18 protein-coding genes and 1 riboswitch are annotated in these 18,840 nt (G+C 51.2%); all 18 genes read left to right on the top strand.

Translation table 11 applies throughout. The annotated features are described in order from the left end of the window. Positions 1-164: 164 nt before the first annotated feature. The 18 genes from OCV96_RS08575 to OCV96_RS08490 all read left to right on the top strand — a co-directional run bounded on the left by OCV96_RS08575 (position 165) and on the right by OCV96_RS08490 (position 18,722). The gene (locus tag OCV96_RS08575) at positions 165-821 is read left to right on the top strand and encodes a TetR/AcrR family transcriptional regulator (protein WP_117465793.1); all 657 of its coding nucleotides are present in this window, start codon (positions 165-167) and stop codon (positions 819-821) included. Between the two features lie 88 nt (positions 822-909). Continuing rightward, positions 910-1,104: riboswitch (cobalamin riboswitch) on the top strand. Between the two features lie 227 nt (positions 1,105-1,331). After that, complete coding sequence (locus OCV96_RS08570; RefSeq protein WP_262594250.1) at positions 1,332-2,579, top strand: sirohydrochlorin cobaltochelatase; 1,248 nt, start codon at positions 1,332-1,334, stop codon at positions 2,577-2,579. A gap of 85 nt (positions 2,580-2,664) precedes the next feature. Further along, on the top strand, positions 2,665-3,588 hold the full coding sequence (locus tag OCV96_RS08565; RefSeq protein ID WP_262594248.1) for an iron transporter: 924 nt from the start codon (positions 2,665-2,667) through the stop codon (positions 3,586-3,588). Positions 3,589-3,832: 244 nt separating this feature from the next. Continuing rightward, complete coding sequence (locus OCV96_RS08560) at positions 3,833-5,035, top strand: ABC transporter substrate-binding protein (RefSeq protein ID WP_262594247.1); 1,203 nt, start codon at positions 3,833-3,835, stop codon at positions 5,033-5,035. Between the two features lie 93 nt (positions 5,036-5,128). After that, on the top strand, positions 5,129-6,145 hold the full coding sequence (locus OCV96_RS08555; RefSeq protein ID WP_262594246.1) for a FecCD family ABC transporter permease: 1,017 nt from the start codon (positions 5,129-5,131) through the stop codon (positions 6,143-6,145). Between the two features lie 7 nt (positions 6,146-6,152). Then, on the top strand, positions 6,153-7,292 hold the full coding sequence (locus OCV96_RS08550; RefSeq protein ID WP_262594245.1) for an ABC transporter ATP-binding protein: 1,140 nt from the start codon (positions 6,153-6,155) through the stop codon (positions 7,290-7,292). 57 nt (positions 7,293-7,349) lie between these two features. Beyond that, positions 7,350-8,930, top strand: a complete 1,581-nt coding sequence (locus OCV96_RS08545) for a cobyric acid synthase (RefSeq protein WP_262594243.1) — start codon at positions 7,350-7,352, stop codon at positions 8,928-8,930. Next, positions 8,899-9,987: a nicotinate-nucleotide--dimethylbenzimidazole phosphoribosyltransferase gene (cobT, locus tag OCV96_RS08540; RefSeq protein ID WP_262594242.1), complete on the top strand. Its 1,089-nt coding sequence runs from the start codon at positions 8,899-8,901 to the stop codon at positions 9,985-9,987. The genes OCV96_RS08545 and cobT overlap by 32 nt, the downstream gene beginning before the upstream one ends. Positions 9,988-10,088: 101 nt before the next feature. Continuing rightward, entirely contained in the window at positions 10,089-10,664 is a 576-nt protein-coding gene (locus OCV96_RS08535) for a bifunctional adenosylcobinamide kinase/adenosylcobinamide-phosphate guanylyltransferase (protein WP_262594240.1), read from the top strand. 13 nt (positions 10,665-10,677) lie between these two features. After that, on the top strand, positions 10,678-11,451 hold the full coding sequence (locus tag OCV96_RS08530; protein ID WP_262594238.1) for an adenosylcobinamide-GDP ribazoletransferase: 774 nt from the start codon (positions 10,678-10,680) through the stop codon (positions 11,449-11,451). Positions 11,452-11,504: 53 nt separating this feature from the next. Further along, positions 11,505-11,978, top strand: a complete 474-nt coding sequence (locus tag OCV96_RS08525; RefSeq protein ID WP_118504647.1) for a bifunctional adenosylcobinamide kinase/adenosylcobinamide-phosphate guanylyltransferase — start codon at positions 11,505-11,507, stop codon at positions 11,976-11,978. Further along, the gene (locus OCV96_RS08520; protein WP_262594234.1) at positions 11,951-12,709 is read left to right on the top strand and encodes a histidine phosphatase family protein; all 759 of its coding nucleotides are present in this window, start codon (positions 11,951-11,953) and stop codon (positions 12,707-12,709) included. The genes OCV96_RS08525 and OCV96_RS08520 overlap by 28 nt, the downstream gene beginning before the upstream one ends. Continuing rightward, complete coding sequence (cbiB, locus tag OCV96_RS08515) at positions 12,709-13,692, top strand: adenosylcobinamide-phosphate synthase CbiB (protein ID WP_262594233.1); 984 nt, start codon at positions 12,709-12,711, stop codon at positions 13,690-13,692. Before OCV96_RS08520 ends, cbiB begins: the two co-directional genes overlap by 1 nt. A 97-nt stretch (positions 13,693-13,789) precedes the next feature. Further along, positions 13,790-14,860: a pyridoxal phosphate-dependent aminotransferase gene (locus tag OCV96_RS08510; protein ID WP_262594232.1), complete on the top strand. Its 1,071-nt coding sequence runs from the start codon at positions 13,790-13,792 to the stop codon at positions 14,858-14,860. 73 nt (positions 14,861-14,933) lie between these two features. Further along, on the top strand, positions 14,934-15,602 hold the full coding sequence (locus tag OCV96_RS08505) for a precorrin-8X methylmutase (RefSeq protein ID WP_262594231.1): 669 nt from the start codon (positions 14,934-14,936) through the stop codon (positions 15,600-15,602). A 39-nt stretch (positions 15,603-15,641) separates the two neighbouring features. Next, complete coding sequence (gene cbiD, locus OCV96_RS08500) at positions 15,642-16,817, top strand: cobalt-precorrin-5B (C(1))-methyltransferase CbiD (protein WP_262594230.1); 1,176 nt, start codon at positions 15,642-15,644, stop codon at positions 16,815-16,817. Further along, positions 16,775-17,578, top strand: coding sequence for a precorrin-4 C(11)-methyltransferase (gene cobM / locus OCV96_RS08495; protein WP_118504637.1), 804 nt, complete (start codon positions 16,775-16,777; stop codon positions 17,576-17,578). Before cbiD ends, cobM begins: the two co-directional genes overlap by 43 nt. Then, positions 17,568-18,722, top strand: coding sequence for a cobalt-precorrin 5A hydrolase (locus OCV96_RS08490; protein WP_022312922.1), 1,155 nt, complete (start codon positions 17,568-17,570; stop codon positions 18,720-18,722). Before cobM ends, OCV96_RS08490 begins: the two co-directional genes overlap by 11 nt. Positions 18,723-18,840 lie beyond the last annotated feature (118 nt).

Raw genomic sequence — 18,840 nt, 5'->3', positions numbered from 1 at the left:
AATCACCTGCTTTTGTATTTTTTTCGCCGATATTGGCGTTTTAAATACAAGAAAATTCGTAGGAATCTGCAAGGCACTTTTACATTAGCTTTTTACAGTCGTTGACAGTCACAGCCTTTTACCATAAAATGAACAGTAAGAATGTATGAAAAAGGAAGAGAAAAATGGGAAAATCTGAGAAACAGATGGATAAAGAGCAAGGGCGCAACCAGCGGATCATCGATACGGCGTTCCGGCTTTTTGTGGAAAAGAAAATCGAAGCGGTCAGCATGGATGAGGTCGCAAAAGAAGCCGGTGTGGGACGTGCCACATTGTTCCGCTGTTACAACAATAAGACGGAGCTGGCTATTGCGGTCTGCGCATCGAAATGGAAGGCTTATCTGGACAAGCTGGATGAGGCAAGACCAATCTCTTCGATACACGATATTCCGGCCATCGGAAGATTTATTTTTACGCTGGACAGTTATATCGGCATGTATCAGAACCATAAGGATCTGTTGCAGTATAATGACAACTTCAACAATTATATAACACACCAGACGGTGCGGCAGGAGGAACTGGCGAATTTCCACGCATCTCTGAATTCCGTCAACACAAGACTTCATATGATGTATGCGAAGGCAAAAGAGGACAAGACCTTCCGCACGGATATTCCGGAGGAACAGTTCATGCGTGTGACGGTGCATACCATGATGGCAGCGTGTACCCATTACGCAGGTGGTTTTATCTGGGGAGCAACGGACAACAAGGATTATACAGGTGATCTGCTGCTTTTAAAGGAAATGATCCTGAATTATGCCCGGAATGACGCCAATCTCTAATTTTCAGGTATACTGATCCCGACAGCCGGTGGAACAGATGACTGATTGACATTGCAATTTCAGAAAATCTGTGATATAGTAGCCACAATTGAATATGGAGTATTCAGGTGCCGGAGCAGCTACGTAAGTAGCTGGCTCCGGTGAAAAGGGAAGCAGGTGTAAGTCCTGCACGAACTCGTCACCGTAATTAGGGAGCTGAAGCCGATAGATCACTGGGAGACCGGGAAGATGGCGGATGCAATGATCTTCAAGCCGGGAGACCTGCCTGAATGCTGTACAGAAACATTTGTTTCAAAGCCACGAGTAACTGGTTGTACGTGTGGAATGCAGAAGGGACAGAATCTTTTTTGCATTCGTTTCTTATGTGTACAAACCCTTTACCTGAAATAGGAAAAGGGTTTTATTTTTGGTGCTGAATAGCTATAAAACATGTTTCTGACTTACATATTTAAGAACACCGGGGCAAACCCCAAAATCAAAAGAGACAGAAAAACTGTCAGAGGAGGAAACATGAAAAAAAGAATCGTAGCAGTAGTACTGGCAACCGTACTGGGCGCTGTATGCATCACCGGATGTGGCAGCACGCAGGAAGTAGCAGAGAGCACTGTACAGGCAGGCACTGAGGCGCAGACCACACAGGCAGCAGAGACAACCACCGCAGCTACCGAAAGCACCGAAGATGCAGACCAGGCAGCAGCCGATGAAGTAGCAGCATTGATCGATGCCATCTATGTGCAGGAGAGAACTGAGAATACCGATAAGCAGTGTGCAGATGCCAAGGCAGCATGGGATGCACTGACCGACGCACAGAAGGAACTGGTAGAGGGAGAAAATGCAGATCCCGATTATTTCGGCAGAGATACCGGAGATGCTTCCAAGGATGATCCCCGCAATCAGGATGAGATCGGTGAGAACGAGATTCTGGTAGTAAGCTTCGGTACTTCCTTTAACGACAGCCGTGTGGCTGATATCAAGGGTATCGAGGATGCGATTGCAGCAGCCAATCCCGACTGGTCTGTAAGAAGAGCATTTACCGCACAGATCATCATCAATCATATACAGGCAAGAGATGACGAGCATATCGACAATATGGATCAGGCACTGGACCGCGCTGTGGCAAACGGTGTTAAGAACCTGGTAGTACAGCCCACGCATCTGATGCATGGCGCAGAGTATGACGAGCTGATGGAAGCTGTAGAAGCGTATAAGGATCAGTTTGCATCTGTAAAAGTTGCTGAGCCCCTGTTAGGTGAGGTAGGCTCTGATGCTGCCGTAGTAAATGATGACAAGAAGGCTGTTGCAGAAGATCTGACCGCAGAAGCAGTGAAGACCGCTGGGTATGACAGCCTGGATGCTGCAAAGGAAGATGGCGTGGCATTCGTATTCATGGGTCATGGAACCTCCCACACTGCAAAGGTATCTTACAGCCAGATGCAGACACAGATGAATGAACTGGGATATGAAAATGTATTTATCGGAACCGTAGAAGGTGAGCCGGAGGAGACCGCCTGTGAAGAAGTCATCAAGGCTGTTGCAGAAGCAGGTTACACCAAAGTGGTTCTTCGTCCTTTGATGGTAGTAGCAGGTGATCATGCCAACAATGATATGGCAGGCGAGGATGAGGATTCCTGGTTAAGCCAGTTCAACGCTTCCGGAAAGTTCGACAGTGTGGATACCCAGATCTCAGGCCTCGGCGGGATCAAGGCTATCCAGGATCTGTATGTAGCACATACCGCAGCAGCAATGGCTGAGAAATAAATAAGAATTAAAATAAGAATTAAAATAGGAATTAAAATCAGGAATAAAATAGGGATTAAAATAAGTAATGAAAGCAAAGACATTAATGAATAAAATCATAATCGTGGGCGGACTGAGTGCCTGTCTGCTGCTTGGCGGCTGTGGTGCCGGCCAGGCAGCGGATGCGACATCCGCAGAAAGCACGGTTGCCGCACTGGAAAGCACCGTAACACCGACAGAGAGCACGGAAGCGACGGAAACTGTCAGCACGGAGACGGCGCAGGACGAAGCACAGCTTCCTGACGGTGTCTACACTGCTGAATTTTCCACGGACAGCTCCATGTTTCATGTCAGTGAAGCCTGCGATGGCAAGGGAACCCTGACGGTAAAAGATGGCGTTATGACCATCCACATTTCCTTAGGTTCCAAGAAGATCCTGAATCTTTATCCGGGTCTGGCAGAAGATGCGGCGAAGGAAGGTGCGGTACTGCTGGAGCCCACCACGGATACCGTGACTTACAGCGACGGCATGACGGAAGAAGTCTACGGCTTCGATGTTCCCGTACCTGCGATCGGAGAGGAATTCGATCTGGCACTGATCGGTACCAAGGGAAAATGGTATGACCATAAAGTCGTAGTATCTGATCCGGTGACAGAGGACAGTGAGGGTGGCGTAGCCCCTTTTGATCTGAGTACTGTAGAAGACGGCAGCTACACCATCGAACTGACCATGGAGGGTGGAAGCGGCAGAGCCAGCATCCAGTCCCCCACACAGATCACGGTAGCTGACGGAGCGGCAACGGCGACTCTGGAATGGAGCAGCCCGAACTATGACTATATGCTGGTGAACGGAGAAAAATATCTGCCGGTAAATACGGAGGGCAATTCCGTATTTGAAGTGCCGGTGGAAGCACTGGATGCACCCCTTACCATGATCGGTGATACTGTGGCAATGAGCACACCTCATGAAGTGGAATATACCGTAACCTTCCATTCTGAGACACTGCAGAGTGCAGAGGGCGGCAAGTAATACATATGATGCCAGGGTCAAAAGGTCTAAGCCCACATGAGCTTGCTCATAGGTGGGTGAAAGACCTTAGGCCCCGCCCCGATATGAGCATAAAAGTGGGATGATAATCCCACGATATGCGAATATTGGGTAGGGTGCTATGTGCCAGTGGCACATGTCTAGCACGGACCGAAGCGGAGCGGAGACGTGGGAGTGCGTAGCACGGAGCAATCCGCAGGCACAAATATTGCAGGCTATGAAAGGCATGAAAACTTTGAGGTCAGGAAGAAAATGGATCTATGTTCTGCTTCTTATGGGACTGCTGGGGCTAAGTGGCTGCGGCAGTCCTTCTTCTGCTTCTATGGATACATCGGCGGAAGCAACATCGGAGATTACCCAGGCAGCAGAGACCACGCAGGAAGAACGGACAGAATTAGTAAAAACAGGCAGCATGGAGCTGCAATATGCGGAAAATTTTACAGTGGACTATTACGAAGATGGTTATAAGATGCTGACAATTCTTCCCGACAGTCAGCGGTATCTGTTAGTGCCGGAGGGACAGCCGGTACCACAGGGACTGGATGAGGACGTCAGTATCTTGCAGGAACCACTTCAAAATATATATCTGGTGGCATCCGGCGCGATGGACATGTTCGCCTCGCTGGACGCTGTGGATCAGATCCGGTTCTCCGGACAGAAGCAGGAGAACTGGTACATTCAGACAGCAAAGGATGCCATGGCGGCAGGGGATATGATCTATGCCGGAAAATACAGTAAACCGGATTATGAATTACTGGTGTCTGAAGGCTGTGATCTGGCGATCGAGAACCGGATGATCACGCATTCGCCGGAGGTGGTGGAAATGCTTCAAAGCTTTGACATTCCGGTGATGATCGAATATTCCAGCTATGAACAGCATCCTTTGGGAAAAGTGGAATGGGTCAAATTTTTCGGAGCTCTGACCGGAAAGGAAGCGAAGGCGGAAGAAGCCTTTGCGGAGCAGACAGAAATTCTGGAAGAGGTAGAAAGCGGGGAAAAAACAGGGAAGACCATAGCGTTTTTCTATGTGACTTCCAACGGACTGATCCAGGTACGGCAGAGCACGGATTATATTCCGAAGCTGATCGAGCTGGCAGGGGGAAGATATATTTTTGAGAATCTGGAAGACAGCGGAAGCGGACGCTCCACGCTGAATATGCAGGTCGAAGATTTTTATGCCGGAGCGAAAGACGCAGACATCCTGATCTACAACAGTTCCATTGACGGAGGCGTGACCACGGTGGATGAGCTGATCGGCAAATGCAATATTTTGAAAGATTTCAAAGCGGTACAGGAGGGGCAGGTCTATTGCACCACCAATGATATGTATCAGCAGTCCATGGCAGTAGGGTATTTATTGCAGGACATGCATACGGTGTTGACGGACGATGATACCGTTAAGCTGCGTTATCTGTTTCTCTTACAGTAAGATGGAGGACTTAGAAACACAGCGTAAGTATAAGAGCGTTAGAATGAGATTAGAATACGATTGGAACACGAATAGGAAAAGAAGGAGAAAAACATGCAGCAGCGCAGGAAAATCAGATATCTCATAGCGTTTGTTCTATTGATAGCAGGCATTTTTGTGCTGTTGTTTTGCAATATAGGAATCGGAACGGTGAAAATTCCACTGGCAGAAATTTTAACCACAGGGAGCGCACAGGAAGGCATGAACGCAAAGATCCTGTGGGAGATCCGTTTTCCCCGGACACTGGCGGCAGCAATTCTGGGTGGAGCACTGGCACTGGCAGGGTATCTGCTTCAGACATTTTTCCACAATCCCATAGCCGGCCCTTTTGTACTGGGAATTTCTTCCGGGGCGAAGATGGTAGTGGCACTGGTGATGGTATTTTTGCTGGGGAATACGATCCGGGTCAGCTCCGGACTGCTGATCCTGGCGGCATTTCTGGGTGCTATGCTGTCCATGGGATTTGTGCTTCTTATGGCGCGAAAGGTGGACAGTATGTCCATGTTGGTGGTCAGCGGTGTGATGATCGGCTACATCTGTTCCGCCATCACGGAACTGGTGGTGACGTTTGCGGAGGACGCGGACATCGTGAACCTCCACAACTGGTCCAGAGGAAGTTTTTCCGGAATGACCTGGGATAATGTGAAAGTGATGAGCGTCGTGGTGGCGGCGGCTTTTTTGTTGGTGATTCTTTTGGCCAAGCCGCTGGAAGCCTACCAGCTGGGAGAAACCTATGCGCAGAATCTTGGAGTGAATATCCGGACATTGCGGATCCTGCTGGTGGTATTGTCCAGCGTGCTTTCGGCATGTATCGTGGCATTTGCCGGACCGATCTCTTTTGTGGGGATCGCTGTGCCGCAGCTGATCCGTAAACTGTTCGGCACTACAAAGCCGTTACTGATGATACCGGCATGTTTCTTAGGAGGCAGTGTATTCTGCCTGTTCTGTGATCTTCTGGCGAGGAAATGGATGGCACCCACGGAACTTAGCATCAGCACAGTGACGGCCATCTTCGGAGCACCGGTAGTATTGTGGATCATGGTATCCAGAAGCAGACGGGAGCGTGGATAACTTACCTATGAAGACGCAGAAGCCTTATTATATTACAACGGAAAAAATAAGCGTGGGTTACGACGGAAAGCCTCTGATCGAAGAAGTGGAGATCGCACTCAGGAAGGGAGAGATCCTGACGTTACTGGGACCTAACGGTGCCGGGAAATCCACGATCTTAAAAAGTATTGCGAGACAGCTGTCCTTGATCGCGGGAACGGTGCGGCTAGACGGAGAAGATATGCGGACACTCACCGGGGCAGAACTGTCGAAAAAAATGGCAGTGGTAATGACAAAACGTCTGCGGGGGGAACTGATGACCTGCGAAGATGTGGTGGCCACTGGAAGATACCCTTATACCGGACGCTTTGGCGTGCTGCGGGCAGAAGATCATGCAGCGGTGCAAAACGCTATGGAACTGGTGCAGGTGGCAGAGATTGGGGATTCTTTGTTTGACCGGATCAGTGACGGACAGAGACAGCGGGTGATGTTAGCCAGAGCCATCTGTCAGGAGCCGGAGATACTGATCCTGGACGAGCCTACTTCGTATCTGGATGTACGTCACAAACTGGAATTTTTATCCATCCTGCAAAAGCTGTGCAGAGAAAGGCAGCTGACGGTGATCCTGTCCTTACATGAACTGGAACTGGCGGAGAAAATCTCTGACAGGATCCTGTGTGTGAACGGTAGGGCGGTGGACCGGATCGGAACGCCGGAGGAGGTCATGACCGACGGGTATATTACACAGTTATATGGAATCCGGATGGGAAGCTATGATGAGGCCAGCAGCGATATGGAGCTGGCGGCGCCGGAAGGAACACCACAGGTCTTCGTGATCGCCGGAGCCGGAAACGGACGGAAAACTTACCGGCGTCTGCAGAGAGCGGGAATCCCCTTTGCCACCGGGATCCTGTATGAAAATGATCTGGATTATCCCGTGGCGAAGGCACTGGCGGCGGAGGTGATCGCAGAGCATCCTTTTGAGCCGGTGGCACAGGAAAAAATACAGGCAGCAAAGAAAACGATAGATAAGTGCAAACGTGTTATCTGTTGCCGGGAGAATTTCGGCAGTCTGGAGACTTTTCAGAGAGAACTTCTGGAGTATGCAGAACAGCTGGGGAAGCAGATAGAAAAGCTAGAAAGACCGGAACAACAGAGCGGGTGTTAGAAAACAGAGAAACGAAATTCCCGGGATGTCTATGACATCTGTGGGATGGAGAGAACGATGGCAAAAGTAATCATGATACAGGGCACCATGTCCGGTGCCGGGAAAAGTCTGCTGGTGGCGGGTCTATGCCGGATCTTCCGGCAGGACGGTTACCGGGTGGCCCCTTTTAAATCACAGAATATGGCGCTCAATTCCTATATCACCAAGGAAGGACTGGAAATGGGCAGGGCACAGGTCATGCAGGCAGAGGCCGCAGGGATCGAACCGCTGGTGTGCATGAATCCCATTTTGTTAAAGCCCACCAGTCATACCGGATCCCAGGTCATTGTGAACGGGGAAGTACGGGGCAATCTGTCCGCCAGAGACTATTTTGCCCACAAGACGGAACTGATCCCGGAGATCAAGGCAGCCTTCCGCAAGCTGGAGACCTATGCGGATATTATTGTCATCGAGGGCGCCGGAAGTCCGGCGGAGATCAACCTGAAACAGAATGACATCGTAAATATGGGAATGGCGGCAATGGTGGATGCACCGGTACTTCTGGTAGGAGACATTGACAGAGGCGGCGTGTTCGCACAGCTTTTGGGAACCCTGATGCTGCTGACCGAAGAGGAGCGGGAGCGGGTAAAGGGATTGATCATCAACAAATTCCGTGGAGACAGTACAATTTTAGATCCCGGCATTCAGATGTTAACAGAACGGGGACAGGTGCCGGTGCTGGGGACTGTACCTTATATGGAACTTACGCTGGAAGATGAGGATAGTCTGACGGACCGTTTTGATGCAAAACATGTGGGGAAGATCGATCTGGCGGTGATCCACTATCCCAGAATTTCAAATTTTACGGATTTTGATGTGTTTGAACAGATGCCGGAGGTCAGTGTCCGGTATGTGACAAATGTGAGAGAGCTGGGAACGCCGGATCTGATATTTCTCCCCGGCAGTAAAAATACCATGGGAGATCTGAAATGGATGCGGCAGAACGGACTGGAGGCAGCGGTAAAACGTGCTGCGGGAAAAGTTCCCATTTTCGGGATCTGCGGAGGCTATCAGATGTTAGGCTGTGAGATCGCAGATCCGGCTGGTGTGGAGGAGGGCGGACAGATCCGCGGCATGGAGCTGCTTCCGGTACGGACAGTGTTGCAGAAGGAGAAACATCGCTGCCAGACAGATGGAAAGCTGGATGCTGTGGAGGGTATTTTCTCCGGACTTACGGGATGTAAGTTTGCCGGGTATGAGATCCATATGGGACAGACGGTGTATTGTGACGGGGATGGCAGCGATGCGAAGGGTACCGTGGACAAGGCAGCCAGACCGGCAAACAGTGCAGAAAGCAATCGGAGCGCTTTCTGTGCAGACGATGCGACGAGAAACACGGAAATCACACAAGCTGTTATCGCTGACTCCACCGGCAGAATCTACGGCTCCTATATCCACGGTCTGTTCGACATGGGAGAGATCGCCGGGCGTATGATACAGACCCTGGCCCGGGAAAAAGGCATCTCTCTGGAGAACGGCGTCTGGGAGGATTACCGCACCATTAAGGAAAGACAATACGATAAACTGGCAGATACCCTGCGGGAATATCTGCGTATGGAGGAGATCTATGGAATGCTCAGAGAAGCCCGTATTTTATAATTATACCGGACAGGAACTGGCACAGATCCGGATCATGCCGCCGGACGAAGCAGTGAGAAAGCTTGTGAAAAAGCATTGGGACACTTTGGCAAAGCCACTGGATGGCATGGGCAGTTTTGAAAGCATCACGGCACAGATCGGAGCCATCTTAGGGACGGAAGTGATCGATATCCATAAAAAGGGTGTGCTGATCTTCTGTGCCGATAACGGCATTGTAGAAGAGGGTGTAACCCAGTCCGGGCAGGAGGTCACGTTGGCGGTGGCAAAGTCCATGGCACGGAAAGGATCCTCCGTCTGCAAGATGGCGCAGAGCATTGGCGCGGAGACGATCCCTGTGGATATCGGAATAAATAGTGAGGAATCCATTCCCGGCGTCCTGGATCGTAAGGTGCGTCCCGGCACAAGAAATTTTTTGAAAGAACCGACGATGACGGAGGAAGAGACTGTCCGGGCCATTGTCACAGGAATCAAACTGGTACAGGATTGCAAGGAGAAGGGTTACGGACTTCTGGCCACTGGGGAAATGGGAATCGGCAACACGACTACCAGCAGTGCGGTGACGGCAGCTCTTTTGCAGTGCGAAGCAGGGGAAGTCACCGGCAGAGGTGCGGGACTTACGGACCAGGGACTGACTCGTAAGCAACAGGTTGTCCGCACCGCATTGGAAACCTATGACTTGTGGCATGCTGATGCCTTCACGGTATTGCAGACAGTCGGAGGACTGGACATTGCAGGACTTACCGGTATGTGCATCGGCGGCGCGTTGTGGCATATACCCATTGTGTTGGATGGTGTGATCAGCATGGCGGCAGCATTGGTGGCGGAGCATCTGTTCCCCGGTGTGCGGGAATATCTGATCCCTTCCCATCTTGGGAAAGAACCGGCGGCAGTGAAGCTGGCAGATGCTTTGCAGCTGTCTCCAGTGATCCATGCGGGAATGGCACTGGGAGAAGGAACCGGAGCAGTCATGATGTTCACGCTGCTGGATATGGCAATGAGCATCTACGGACAGAGCGCTACATTTTCGGAGATTGCAGTGGAACAATATAAGCGCTAACATTTCCGCCAGGAGCAAGGGTAGTCACGAAGTGACGGAAAGCGTGATAGCGCGACCTTGCGATTGGCGCGGCTGAAAGACGGAACGGATGGAGAAGCAACATGATGATATTGATCCTGGGGGGTAGCGGCAGCGGGAAATCCGCTTATGCGGAAGATTATCTGCTGCGGACTGCCGGTGATAAGAAAAAATATTATATCGCTACTATGCAGATCTGGGATGAGGAAATGCAGGCCAAAGTGGCCAGGCATCACAGACTGCGGCAGGGAAAAGGTTTCACTACCATCGAACAGCCTACTGCACTGGAGCAGGCTGCCTCCCAAATGGAGCCGGAGGCGGCAGTATTGCTGGAATGTATGTCGAATCTTGCGGCCAACGAAATGTTTTCCAGGGAGCAGCCTGTGGATCGTGAGACAGTGATCGCAAAAATTCTGCAAGGCATGGAAGGATTAAGAAAACAGGCGGATCCGTTAGTCATCGTAACCAATAATGTATTTGAGGATGGAAGGATCTACGATGATTCCACGATGGAATACATCGAGGCACTGGGGCGGATCAACGAAAGACTTGCCGCGGAGGCGGACGAGGTTGTGGAAGTCGTAGCGGGGATCCCACAGCGGATCAAACCCGGCTCACCAGGAGCAAAAGCACAGAACTGGCAGGACAGCCGGGGATAGAAAGGAAACAGGCATGCGTATTATCAAATCTTTTTTCATAGCGTTTTCCATGTATTCCAAGATTCCGATGCCGCAGTTTGAGTGGAAGGACGAGGATATGCGGTACGCACTCTGCTTTTTCCCCTGGGTGGGAGCGGTGATCGGTGTCCTGTGGTATCTGTGGAAATGGATCTGTGCCCGGTTCGGAGTGGGAACCTTGTGCTATACGGTGGTGGGAACGGCGATACCGATTCTGATCACCGGGGGCTTTCATGTGGATGGATTTTTAGATACCTGTGATGCCCTGCATTCCTACCAGCCGAGAGAGCGGAAACTGGAGATTCTGAAGGATTCTCATATCGGGGCCTTTGCGGTGATCATGCTGACTCTGTATGGACTGATTTTTCTGGGAGGCTTTTCGGAGATTACGGAATGCCGGACGCTGGCCGTGGCGGGAGCCGGAAGCTTCCTGTCCAGAGTGCTGAGCGGTGTTGCAGTGGTGAGTTTCCCTTCCGCAAAGCAGGAGGGGACGCTGTATCTGTTCGCGGATAAGGCGCATAAAAGAGTGGTAAAAACTGCTTTGTACGCACAGGGAATCCTGTGCATCGGCTTTATGATGTGGACATCTTTCGTGACGGGAGGAATCGCGGTGGCAGCGGCCCTGCTTACTTTTGCGTATTATTACTATCGCAGCAAAAAAGAGTTCGGCGGCATCACCGGAGATACGGCGGGGTATTTTGTGACGTTTTGCGAAGGATGCGTGGTGGTTGCGGCAGCAATCGCAGAACATATGATGCTGACAGTGTAAAATGTATTGCCGGATAGAGTGGTGCAGAAGCACATTTGAAATGGGAGAGGGAAATGATATTAATTATTGGCGGCTTTGCTCAGGGAAAATTACATTATGTAGAGCAGCATTACGTTCAGCGTGAAGACAGGCAGGAAGTGCCGGTTCTGGATGGAACACTGAGGCTGGCATCGGATAGTAAAATAACATGGGCAACTGAGAGCGCGGTTGAAACAATGCCTGGAAAGCAGACAGAGCAGCCTACAGGGCGGCAGACGGCTGGACCGCAGGTGATCGTCAATCATCTGCACCGATATATCCGGGAGCAGTTGCGACAGGGAACAGATCCGGAGGCAATGATAGCGAATTTCTATAAGGAATATCCGGACTGCATTCTGATCTGTGACGAGATCGGCAACGGCATCGTCCCCATGGAAGCGGAGGAGAGAACTTACAGAGAATGCACCGGCAGAATTCTGGAAGGGTTGGCGGCGCAGGCAGATGAGGTGGTGAGAGTCGTATGCGGAATCGGCCAGAAAATCAAATAGAGATCCGCCTGACCCTGATCCGGCACGGAGCGACTCTTTCCAATAAAGAAGGACGTTATCTTGGAAAAACGGATGAAGCATTGAGCCCGGAAGGAATAGGAATGCTGAAAAAAGCTGTGACGGGAGGAAACTATCCGACTGCTGACCTTCTGTTTTCCGGTCCTATGAAGCGGTGTCTCGAGACAGCACAGATCCTGTATCCAGGGCAGACTCCCATTTTTGTCCCGGAGTGGACGGAGATGGATTTCGGTGCATTCGAAGGACACAATTATCAGGAACTTTCCGGGGATCCGGCATATCAGAGATGGATCGACAGCGGCGGTACACTGCCATTTCCGGAAGGCGAGAGCAGAGAGGAATTCATTCGCAGAAACGTTGCCGGATATGAAAAAATGTTATACTACATGAAAATGATCTTGGAGAGAAGTGCTGCATCTGAGCAGGGTGATTACAATACAGGATCGGAGAAAACGGAGTTGGAAAGAAGCGATGAAATTGGAGCACAGGACGCCGGGATACAAAGCGTATCCGCAGTCGTCCACGGTGGAACCATCATGGCGCTGCTCAGTCATTTCACCGGGGGAGAATATTTTGACTATCAGGCAAAATGCGGACAGGGTTACAGCGGTATTCTGGTATTCCCGATGGGAGGGGGAGCCCCGGAGTGCAAGGATTTTCACCCACTGTCAAAGTCTGGATTGTCAGAATTTACAGAAGGAGAAACATATTGATGAAATATCATATTCTGGCATTCGGAGCGGGATTTTTACTGGATCAGCTCTTTGGAGATCCCTATTTTCTGCCCCATCCCATCCGGGGAATCGGCTGGCTGATAGCGAAGACAGAAAAGACACTGCGAGCAGGCAATCCACAGGGCAATTCGACCGAGAGAGAGGGGGCGGAGCGCAGACAGGGAAAACTTCTGGTGGTGATCGTTTTACTGTTTACGGGAATGCTGTCGGCACTGATTTTATTCGGTGCTTATGCGATGCATCCGGGACTGGGAGTGGTCATAGAAGCGGTCATGACCTACCAGATTCTGGCGGCGAGGTGTCTTCAGGTGGAGAGCAGCAAGGTGTGGAAACAATTGAACGCCGGGAGCCTGGAGGAAGCCAGAAAAGCGGTATCCATGATCGTAGGCAGGGACACGGAACATCTGACAGAGGAAGGCGTGGCAAAGGCGGCCATTGAGACCGTGGCGGAAAATACGTCCGACGGTGTGATTGCCCCCATGCTGTATACTGCACTGGGAGGCCCGGTGTTGGGATTTTTATATAAGGCAGTCAATACCATGGATTCTATGGTAGGATATAAGAATGAGAAGTATCTTCACTTCGGCAGAGCCGCGGCGAAGCTGGATGATGTGATGAATTTTTTCCCGGCGAGGATCAGCGCGCTGTTGATGGTCGGGACGGCTTTTATCAGCGGGAAAAGCTATAACGGAAAGCAGGCATGGCGTATCTGGCGCAGAGACAACAGAAAGCATGCCAGCCCCAATTCCGCCCAGACGGAATCCGTGTGCGCAGGAGCGCTGGGAATCCAGCTGGCGGGAGATGCCAGTTATTTTGGCAAGGTCGTGAAAAAGCCCTATATCGGGGATCCAACAAGGGCAGTGGAACCGGAGGATATCCGCAGAACGAACCGATTGATGAACCGGACGGCGTGGATCTGTGAGATTCTGTGTCTGGGGATCCTGATTGCGGTGGCAGTGTGAAAAGCAGAGTTTGGCCGGGCGTGAAAGCTTTTGATGATTTGCAGACGATAGAGGACATGAAAAGTCCTATGGTAACAGGAACCGGAAAGGAAGGAAAATGCAGCAGAACATACATGGCGGTGATATTTACAGCAGACAGATACGGCTGGATTTTTCGGTAAACGGCAATCCTTTAGGGATGCCGGATGCGGCGGTGCAGGCGATTCATGAAGCAGTGCAGCATGTGGGAGAATATCCGGATATTACTGCGGCGGCCCTGACGGAAGCCGTGAGCCGGATGTTATCCGGAGAATGTGGCAGAGAAATCCCAAAGGAGTATCTGCTGTTTGGCAACGGGGCATCAGAACTTTTTCTGGCGGTTGTGCATGCACTTAAGCCCCGGAATATTGTGATTCCCGTGCCATCCTTTTACGGATACGAGTATGTGGCGGAAGCAGCAGGCAGCTATATAAAATATGTATATCTGCCGGAAGAGACCGGATTCCGTCCGGGGCGGGAGCTGTTACAGGAGCTGACAGCGGATACAGACATGCTGTTTGTAGCGAATCCCAACAATCCCACGGGGCAGCTGATGGGCAGAGAATATCTGCAGGAACTGTTGGAGCATTGCAGGCAGCAGGGAATCACCGTAGTAGTGGATGAATGTTTTATAGAGTTCTGCGAGTCCGGCCGGGAACAGCCAAAGTTTCTGCTTGGGGAGATCGGACAGTATGAAAATCTGCTGCTGGCACGGGCCTTTACGAAAAGCTTTGCTATGCCAGGGGTGCGTCTGGGCTATCTGGTATGCAGCAACGCAGAGCTTCGGGAGAAAATACGCAGGCAGCTACCGGAATGGAACCTGTCGGTGTTTGCCCAGAGAGCGGGCATCGCCTGCGCGGAGCAGTCAGAGCAATATCTGCAAGACACAGTGGAATATGTGAAAAACGAGAGAGAATATTTGTGGGAAGGACTGGAAAAGCTTGGCATCCGGGTGGTGTCCGGAGAAGTGGATTTCCTGTTGCTGTATACCACACAGCCCATCTATGACAGCCTGCTTGCAAAAGGTATCCTGATTCGGAACTGTGAGAATTTCCGGGGACTGGGTGAGGGCTATTATCGGATCGCAGTGAAGAAACATGAAGAGAATGAAGTGCTGTTACAGGAACTTGCGCAGATTACTGCTGAATGAGTTCGTTTTCTTTGCAAAGCAGTAAATAGAAGCAGCCGGAAGACGGAAAATGAATTTTGGGGGAAGGTAACTTATGGAAAAAAAGAGCATTGAATATGTATTGCCGGAAGAAATCGAGAAGCGAAGCTTTGAAATTATTGCTGCAGAACTGGCAGAGCGGGGCATCACTTTGCCTGCGGAGCAGGATCCTGTCACCCGCAGGGTGATCCATACCAGCGCAGATTTTGATTATGCGGAGACGATGACCTATTCCGAAAACGCGGTGGAGATCGCTAAAAACCTGATAAAAAACGGTGCGGATATTGTGACGGATACCAATATGGCACTGGCGGGGATCAATAAGAAGGCGTTGGCTTCTTTTGGCGGGGAAGCCCACTGCTATATGGCGGATGCGGATGTGGCGGCTATGGCGAAGGAACGGAAGACCACCCGGGCGGCTATCAGCATGGAATTGGCTTCGAAGCTGGAAAAACCAGTGATCTTCGCTGTTGGAAATGCGCCTACAGCGTTGATACAGATCTATGAGCTGATGCAGGAAAGGGACTGGTGCCCGGCATTCGTTATCGGGGTCCCTGTGGGTTTCGTGAATGTGGAAGCTGCCAAGGAGCTGATTATGGAGACGGATGTGCCCTATATCATCAATCGTGGAAGAAAAGGCGGCAGCAACGTGGCAGCGGCCATCTGCAATGCTTTGTTGTATGAATTGCGAAAAGAACAGGAAAACGTTACACCCGGCGATTGACACGACGGATCATGATATAGTAACAGTGAGGTAGAAAGTATGCGGTACGGATTTACCACAGGAAGCTGCGCAGCGGCAGCGGCCAAGGCGGCCGCCTATATGCTGCTGACCGGAAGGGAGAAAACAGAAATCACCATAGAGACACCCAAAGGTATCCCTTACACAGCCCAGATCCGCAACATCTGCCGCAAGGAGCAGGAGGTCAGCTGCGCCGTGGAAAAGGATGGCGGGGATGACCCCGATATTACCACAGGGGCGCTGATCTGTGCGAAGGTTTCTTTTGCGGAAATAACGGATAGGAAAGCCAGAGAAGAACCCGGTAGGAAGAATGGAACCGGACATGCACCTGAACAGGCACAGGTCGTGATCGACGGCGGCATCGGTGTCGGCCGGGTGACGAAGCCGGGACTGGATCAGCCCGTGGGAAATGCAGCTATCAATCACGTCCCCAGAGAAATGATCGAACGGGAAGTATTACAGGTGTGCCAGGTGCTGGATTATCGTGGAATCCTGTCGGTGGAGATCTCTGTGCCGGAAGGTGAAAAGTTGGCAGAGAAGACATTTAATCCAAGGCTTGGCATCGTGGGCGGTATTTCTATTCTGGGCACCAGCGGTGTCGTGGAGCCTATGAGCACACAGGCTATTCTGGATACGATCCGCGTGGAACTGCGGCAACAGCGGGCACTGGGGAGAGAAGATGTGGTGATCTCTCCGGGCAATTACGGACTGGATTTTTTGAAAAATACCTATCACTATGATCTGGATAAAAGTGTAAAATGCAGTAATTTTATCGGTCTGACGATCGATATGGCGGTGGAAGAGGGATTTAGGCGTCTGCTTCTTGCGGGACATATCGGGAAGCTCATCAAAGTGGCGGGCGGTATCATGAATACCCATTCCCGGGAGGGCGACTGCAGGATGGAGCTGTTGACCGCCTTTGCCGTAAAATGCGGCGTGACATCAGAGGATGCGGCAAAGATCCTGTCCTGTGTTACCACGGAGGAAGCGGTGCGGATTCTGGACGAGTGCGGCAGGAGACAGGAAGTCATGGATTATGCCATGGAGCGTATTTTATTTTATCTGGAGAAGCGGGCGCAGGGAAAGCTTGCGATCGAATGTATCATGTATGCCAATGATTTCGGAGCATTGGCGAAAAGTAAGGAGGCGGAGGAATGGTTTACTTTGTTGGCGCAGGAAGCGGGGCAGCAGATCTGATCACAGTGCGGGGCATGCACATGCTGCAACAGGCGGATGTCATCATCTATGCGGGATCACTGGTGAACCCGGAGCTGTTACAATATGCCAAAACAGACTGTGAAATCCATAACAGCGCAAAACTGACCCTGGAGGAAGTGCTGCAGATTATGCAGGAGGCACAGGAACAGGGGAAGATGCTGGTGCGTCTGCACACCGGAGAACCAAGCATCTATGGTGCGGTGCGGGAGCAGATGGATGCACTGGATGCATTACATATCCCTTATGAGAGCTGTCCGGGAGTCAGTGCCTGCTTCGGCGCAGCGGCATCGTTAAATCTGGAATATACCCTGCCCGGTGTCTCCCAGACCCTGATCATCACCCGTATGGAAGGACGGACCGGAGTGCCGCAGAAGGAGAGCATCGAAAGTCTGGCAGCCCATCAGGCTTCCATGGCGATCTATTTAAGCACGGGGATGCTGAGGGAACTGAGCCGCAGACTGATGGCGGGCGGTTATGCGGAGAACACCCCCGCAGCCCTGATCTACAAGGCAACCTGGCCGGAGGAAGAGGCTTATATCTGTACGGTGGAGACACTGGCACAGGTAGCGGAAGAACACGGCATCATTAAGACAGCGCTGGTACTGGTGGGGGATGTTATCACCCATGGAAATTATCAGAAGTCGAGGCTGTATGCGGCGGATTTTTCCACAGAATTCCGTCAGGCAAAAAGCAGTGTCCGGCAGACAGAGGAAAACCGGGAGGAGCAGCGTGAAGATTAGTGTGATCAGCTTTACGAAAACAGGACAGAAGATGGCGGAACGGATTCTGAAGAGCATGTGCGGTGGAGACGAGACGATTATTCTATATAGCAAATGCTCCCGAAAAAAGACAGTGCAGACAGCGGAAAACAGTGGGGACGTTACAACGCAGACATTCGGGGTGATTCCGAACAAAGACAGTAACGTACCGACAGATAATACCGGGAATACAATAGCGGTACAGGAGAGTGTGTCAGCCTGGGCCGGTGAGCAGATGGCAGCCCATCATGCGCTGGTGTTCGTCGGTGCCTGCGGTATTGCGGTTCGGGCTATTGCCCCCTGGATCACGGACAAGCTGCATGACAGCCCGGTACTGGTCATGGATGAACAGGGGCAGTATGTGATCCCGCTGTTGTCCGGGCATGTGGGCGGAGCCAATGAACTGGCGGTCCGTCTGGCCGGAGAACTGGGAGCCGTCCCTGTGATCACGACAGCCACAGACCTGCATGGCAGCTTTGCGGTGGATTTGTTTGCCAAAAGAAATGATCTGTGGATTCACAACCGGGAGGGGATTGCCCGGGTGTCGGCAAAAATACTGGCAGGCGAGAAAATTACCATGTCCGTACAGACAGGGCATCTGGCAGTGGACGAGACTATTCCGTCAGAGATCAGGCTGTGTGCATATCCTCCGGTGGAAAAGGTGGATGTCCTAATAGCGGACAACACGGAAGAAATATTTCGAAAAGAGGCAGCAGAACTGTTGTTGAAGCCGAAGAAATATATTCTGGGTGCGGGTTGTAAAAAAGGAACGGACAGTGTGAAGCTGGAAGCCTTTTTAAGAAAAATACTGGAAGAACAGGACATTGCCATAGAACAGGTCGCAGCACTGGCTTCCATTGATGTAAAGAAAGAGGAACGGTGTCTGCTGGAATTCAGCGAAAAGTACAGAATCCCGTTTCAGACCTATCCGGCACAGAAATTACAGACGGTGTACGGAACATTTCATGGCTCCGATTTTGTAAAGTCTCAGGTGGGTGTGGACAATGTGTGTGAACGTGCCGCCATGAAGGCGGCGGGGGCAGATGGAAGAATCTGCAGAGCTAAGCAGGCACAGGATGGCATGACCGTGGCAATTGCCGAGAAAGCATGGAAAGTATCGATGTAATCGTAAAGACCAATCGGAAGGACAGTCAGAAAAAACAAAGATTTTTTCATGTAGCCAGGCATCCCTGGGACAATACCTACAAGTGATGGAAGCATGAGAGGATCCGGAGGGCTTGCAA

Origin of the sequence: Waltera acetigignens, from assembly GCF_025567015.1 — a bacterium.
GTDB classification, from domain to species: Bacteria; Bacillota; Clostridia; order Lachnospirales; family Lachnospiraceae; genus Acetatifactor; species Acetatifactor acetigignens.
Note: the sequence above shows the minus strand (reverse complement) of the source record. Positions and strands in the feature narration are given on the sequence as shown.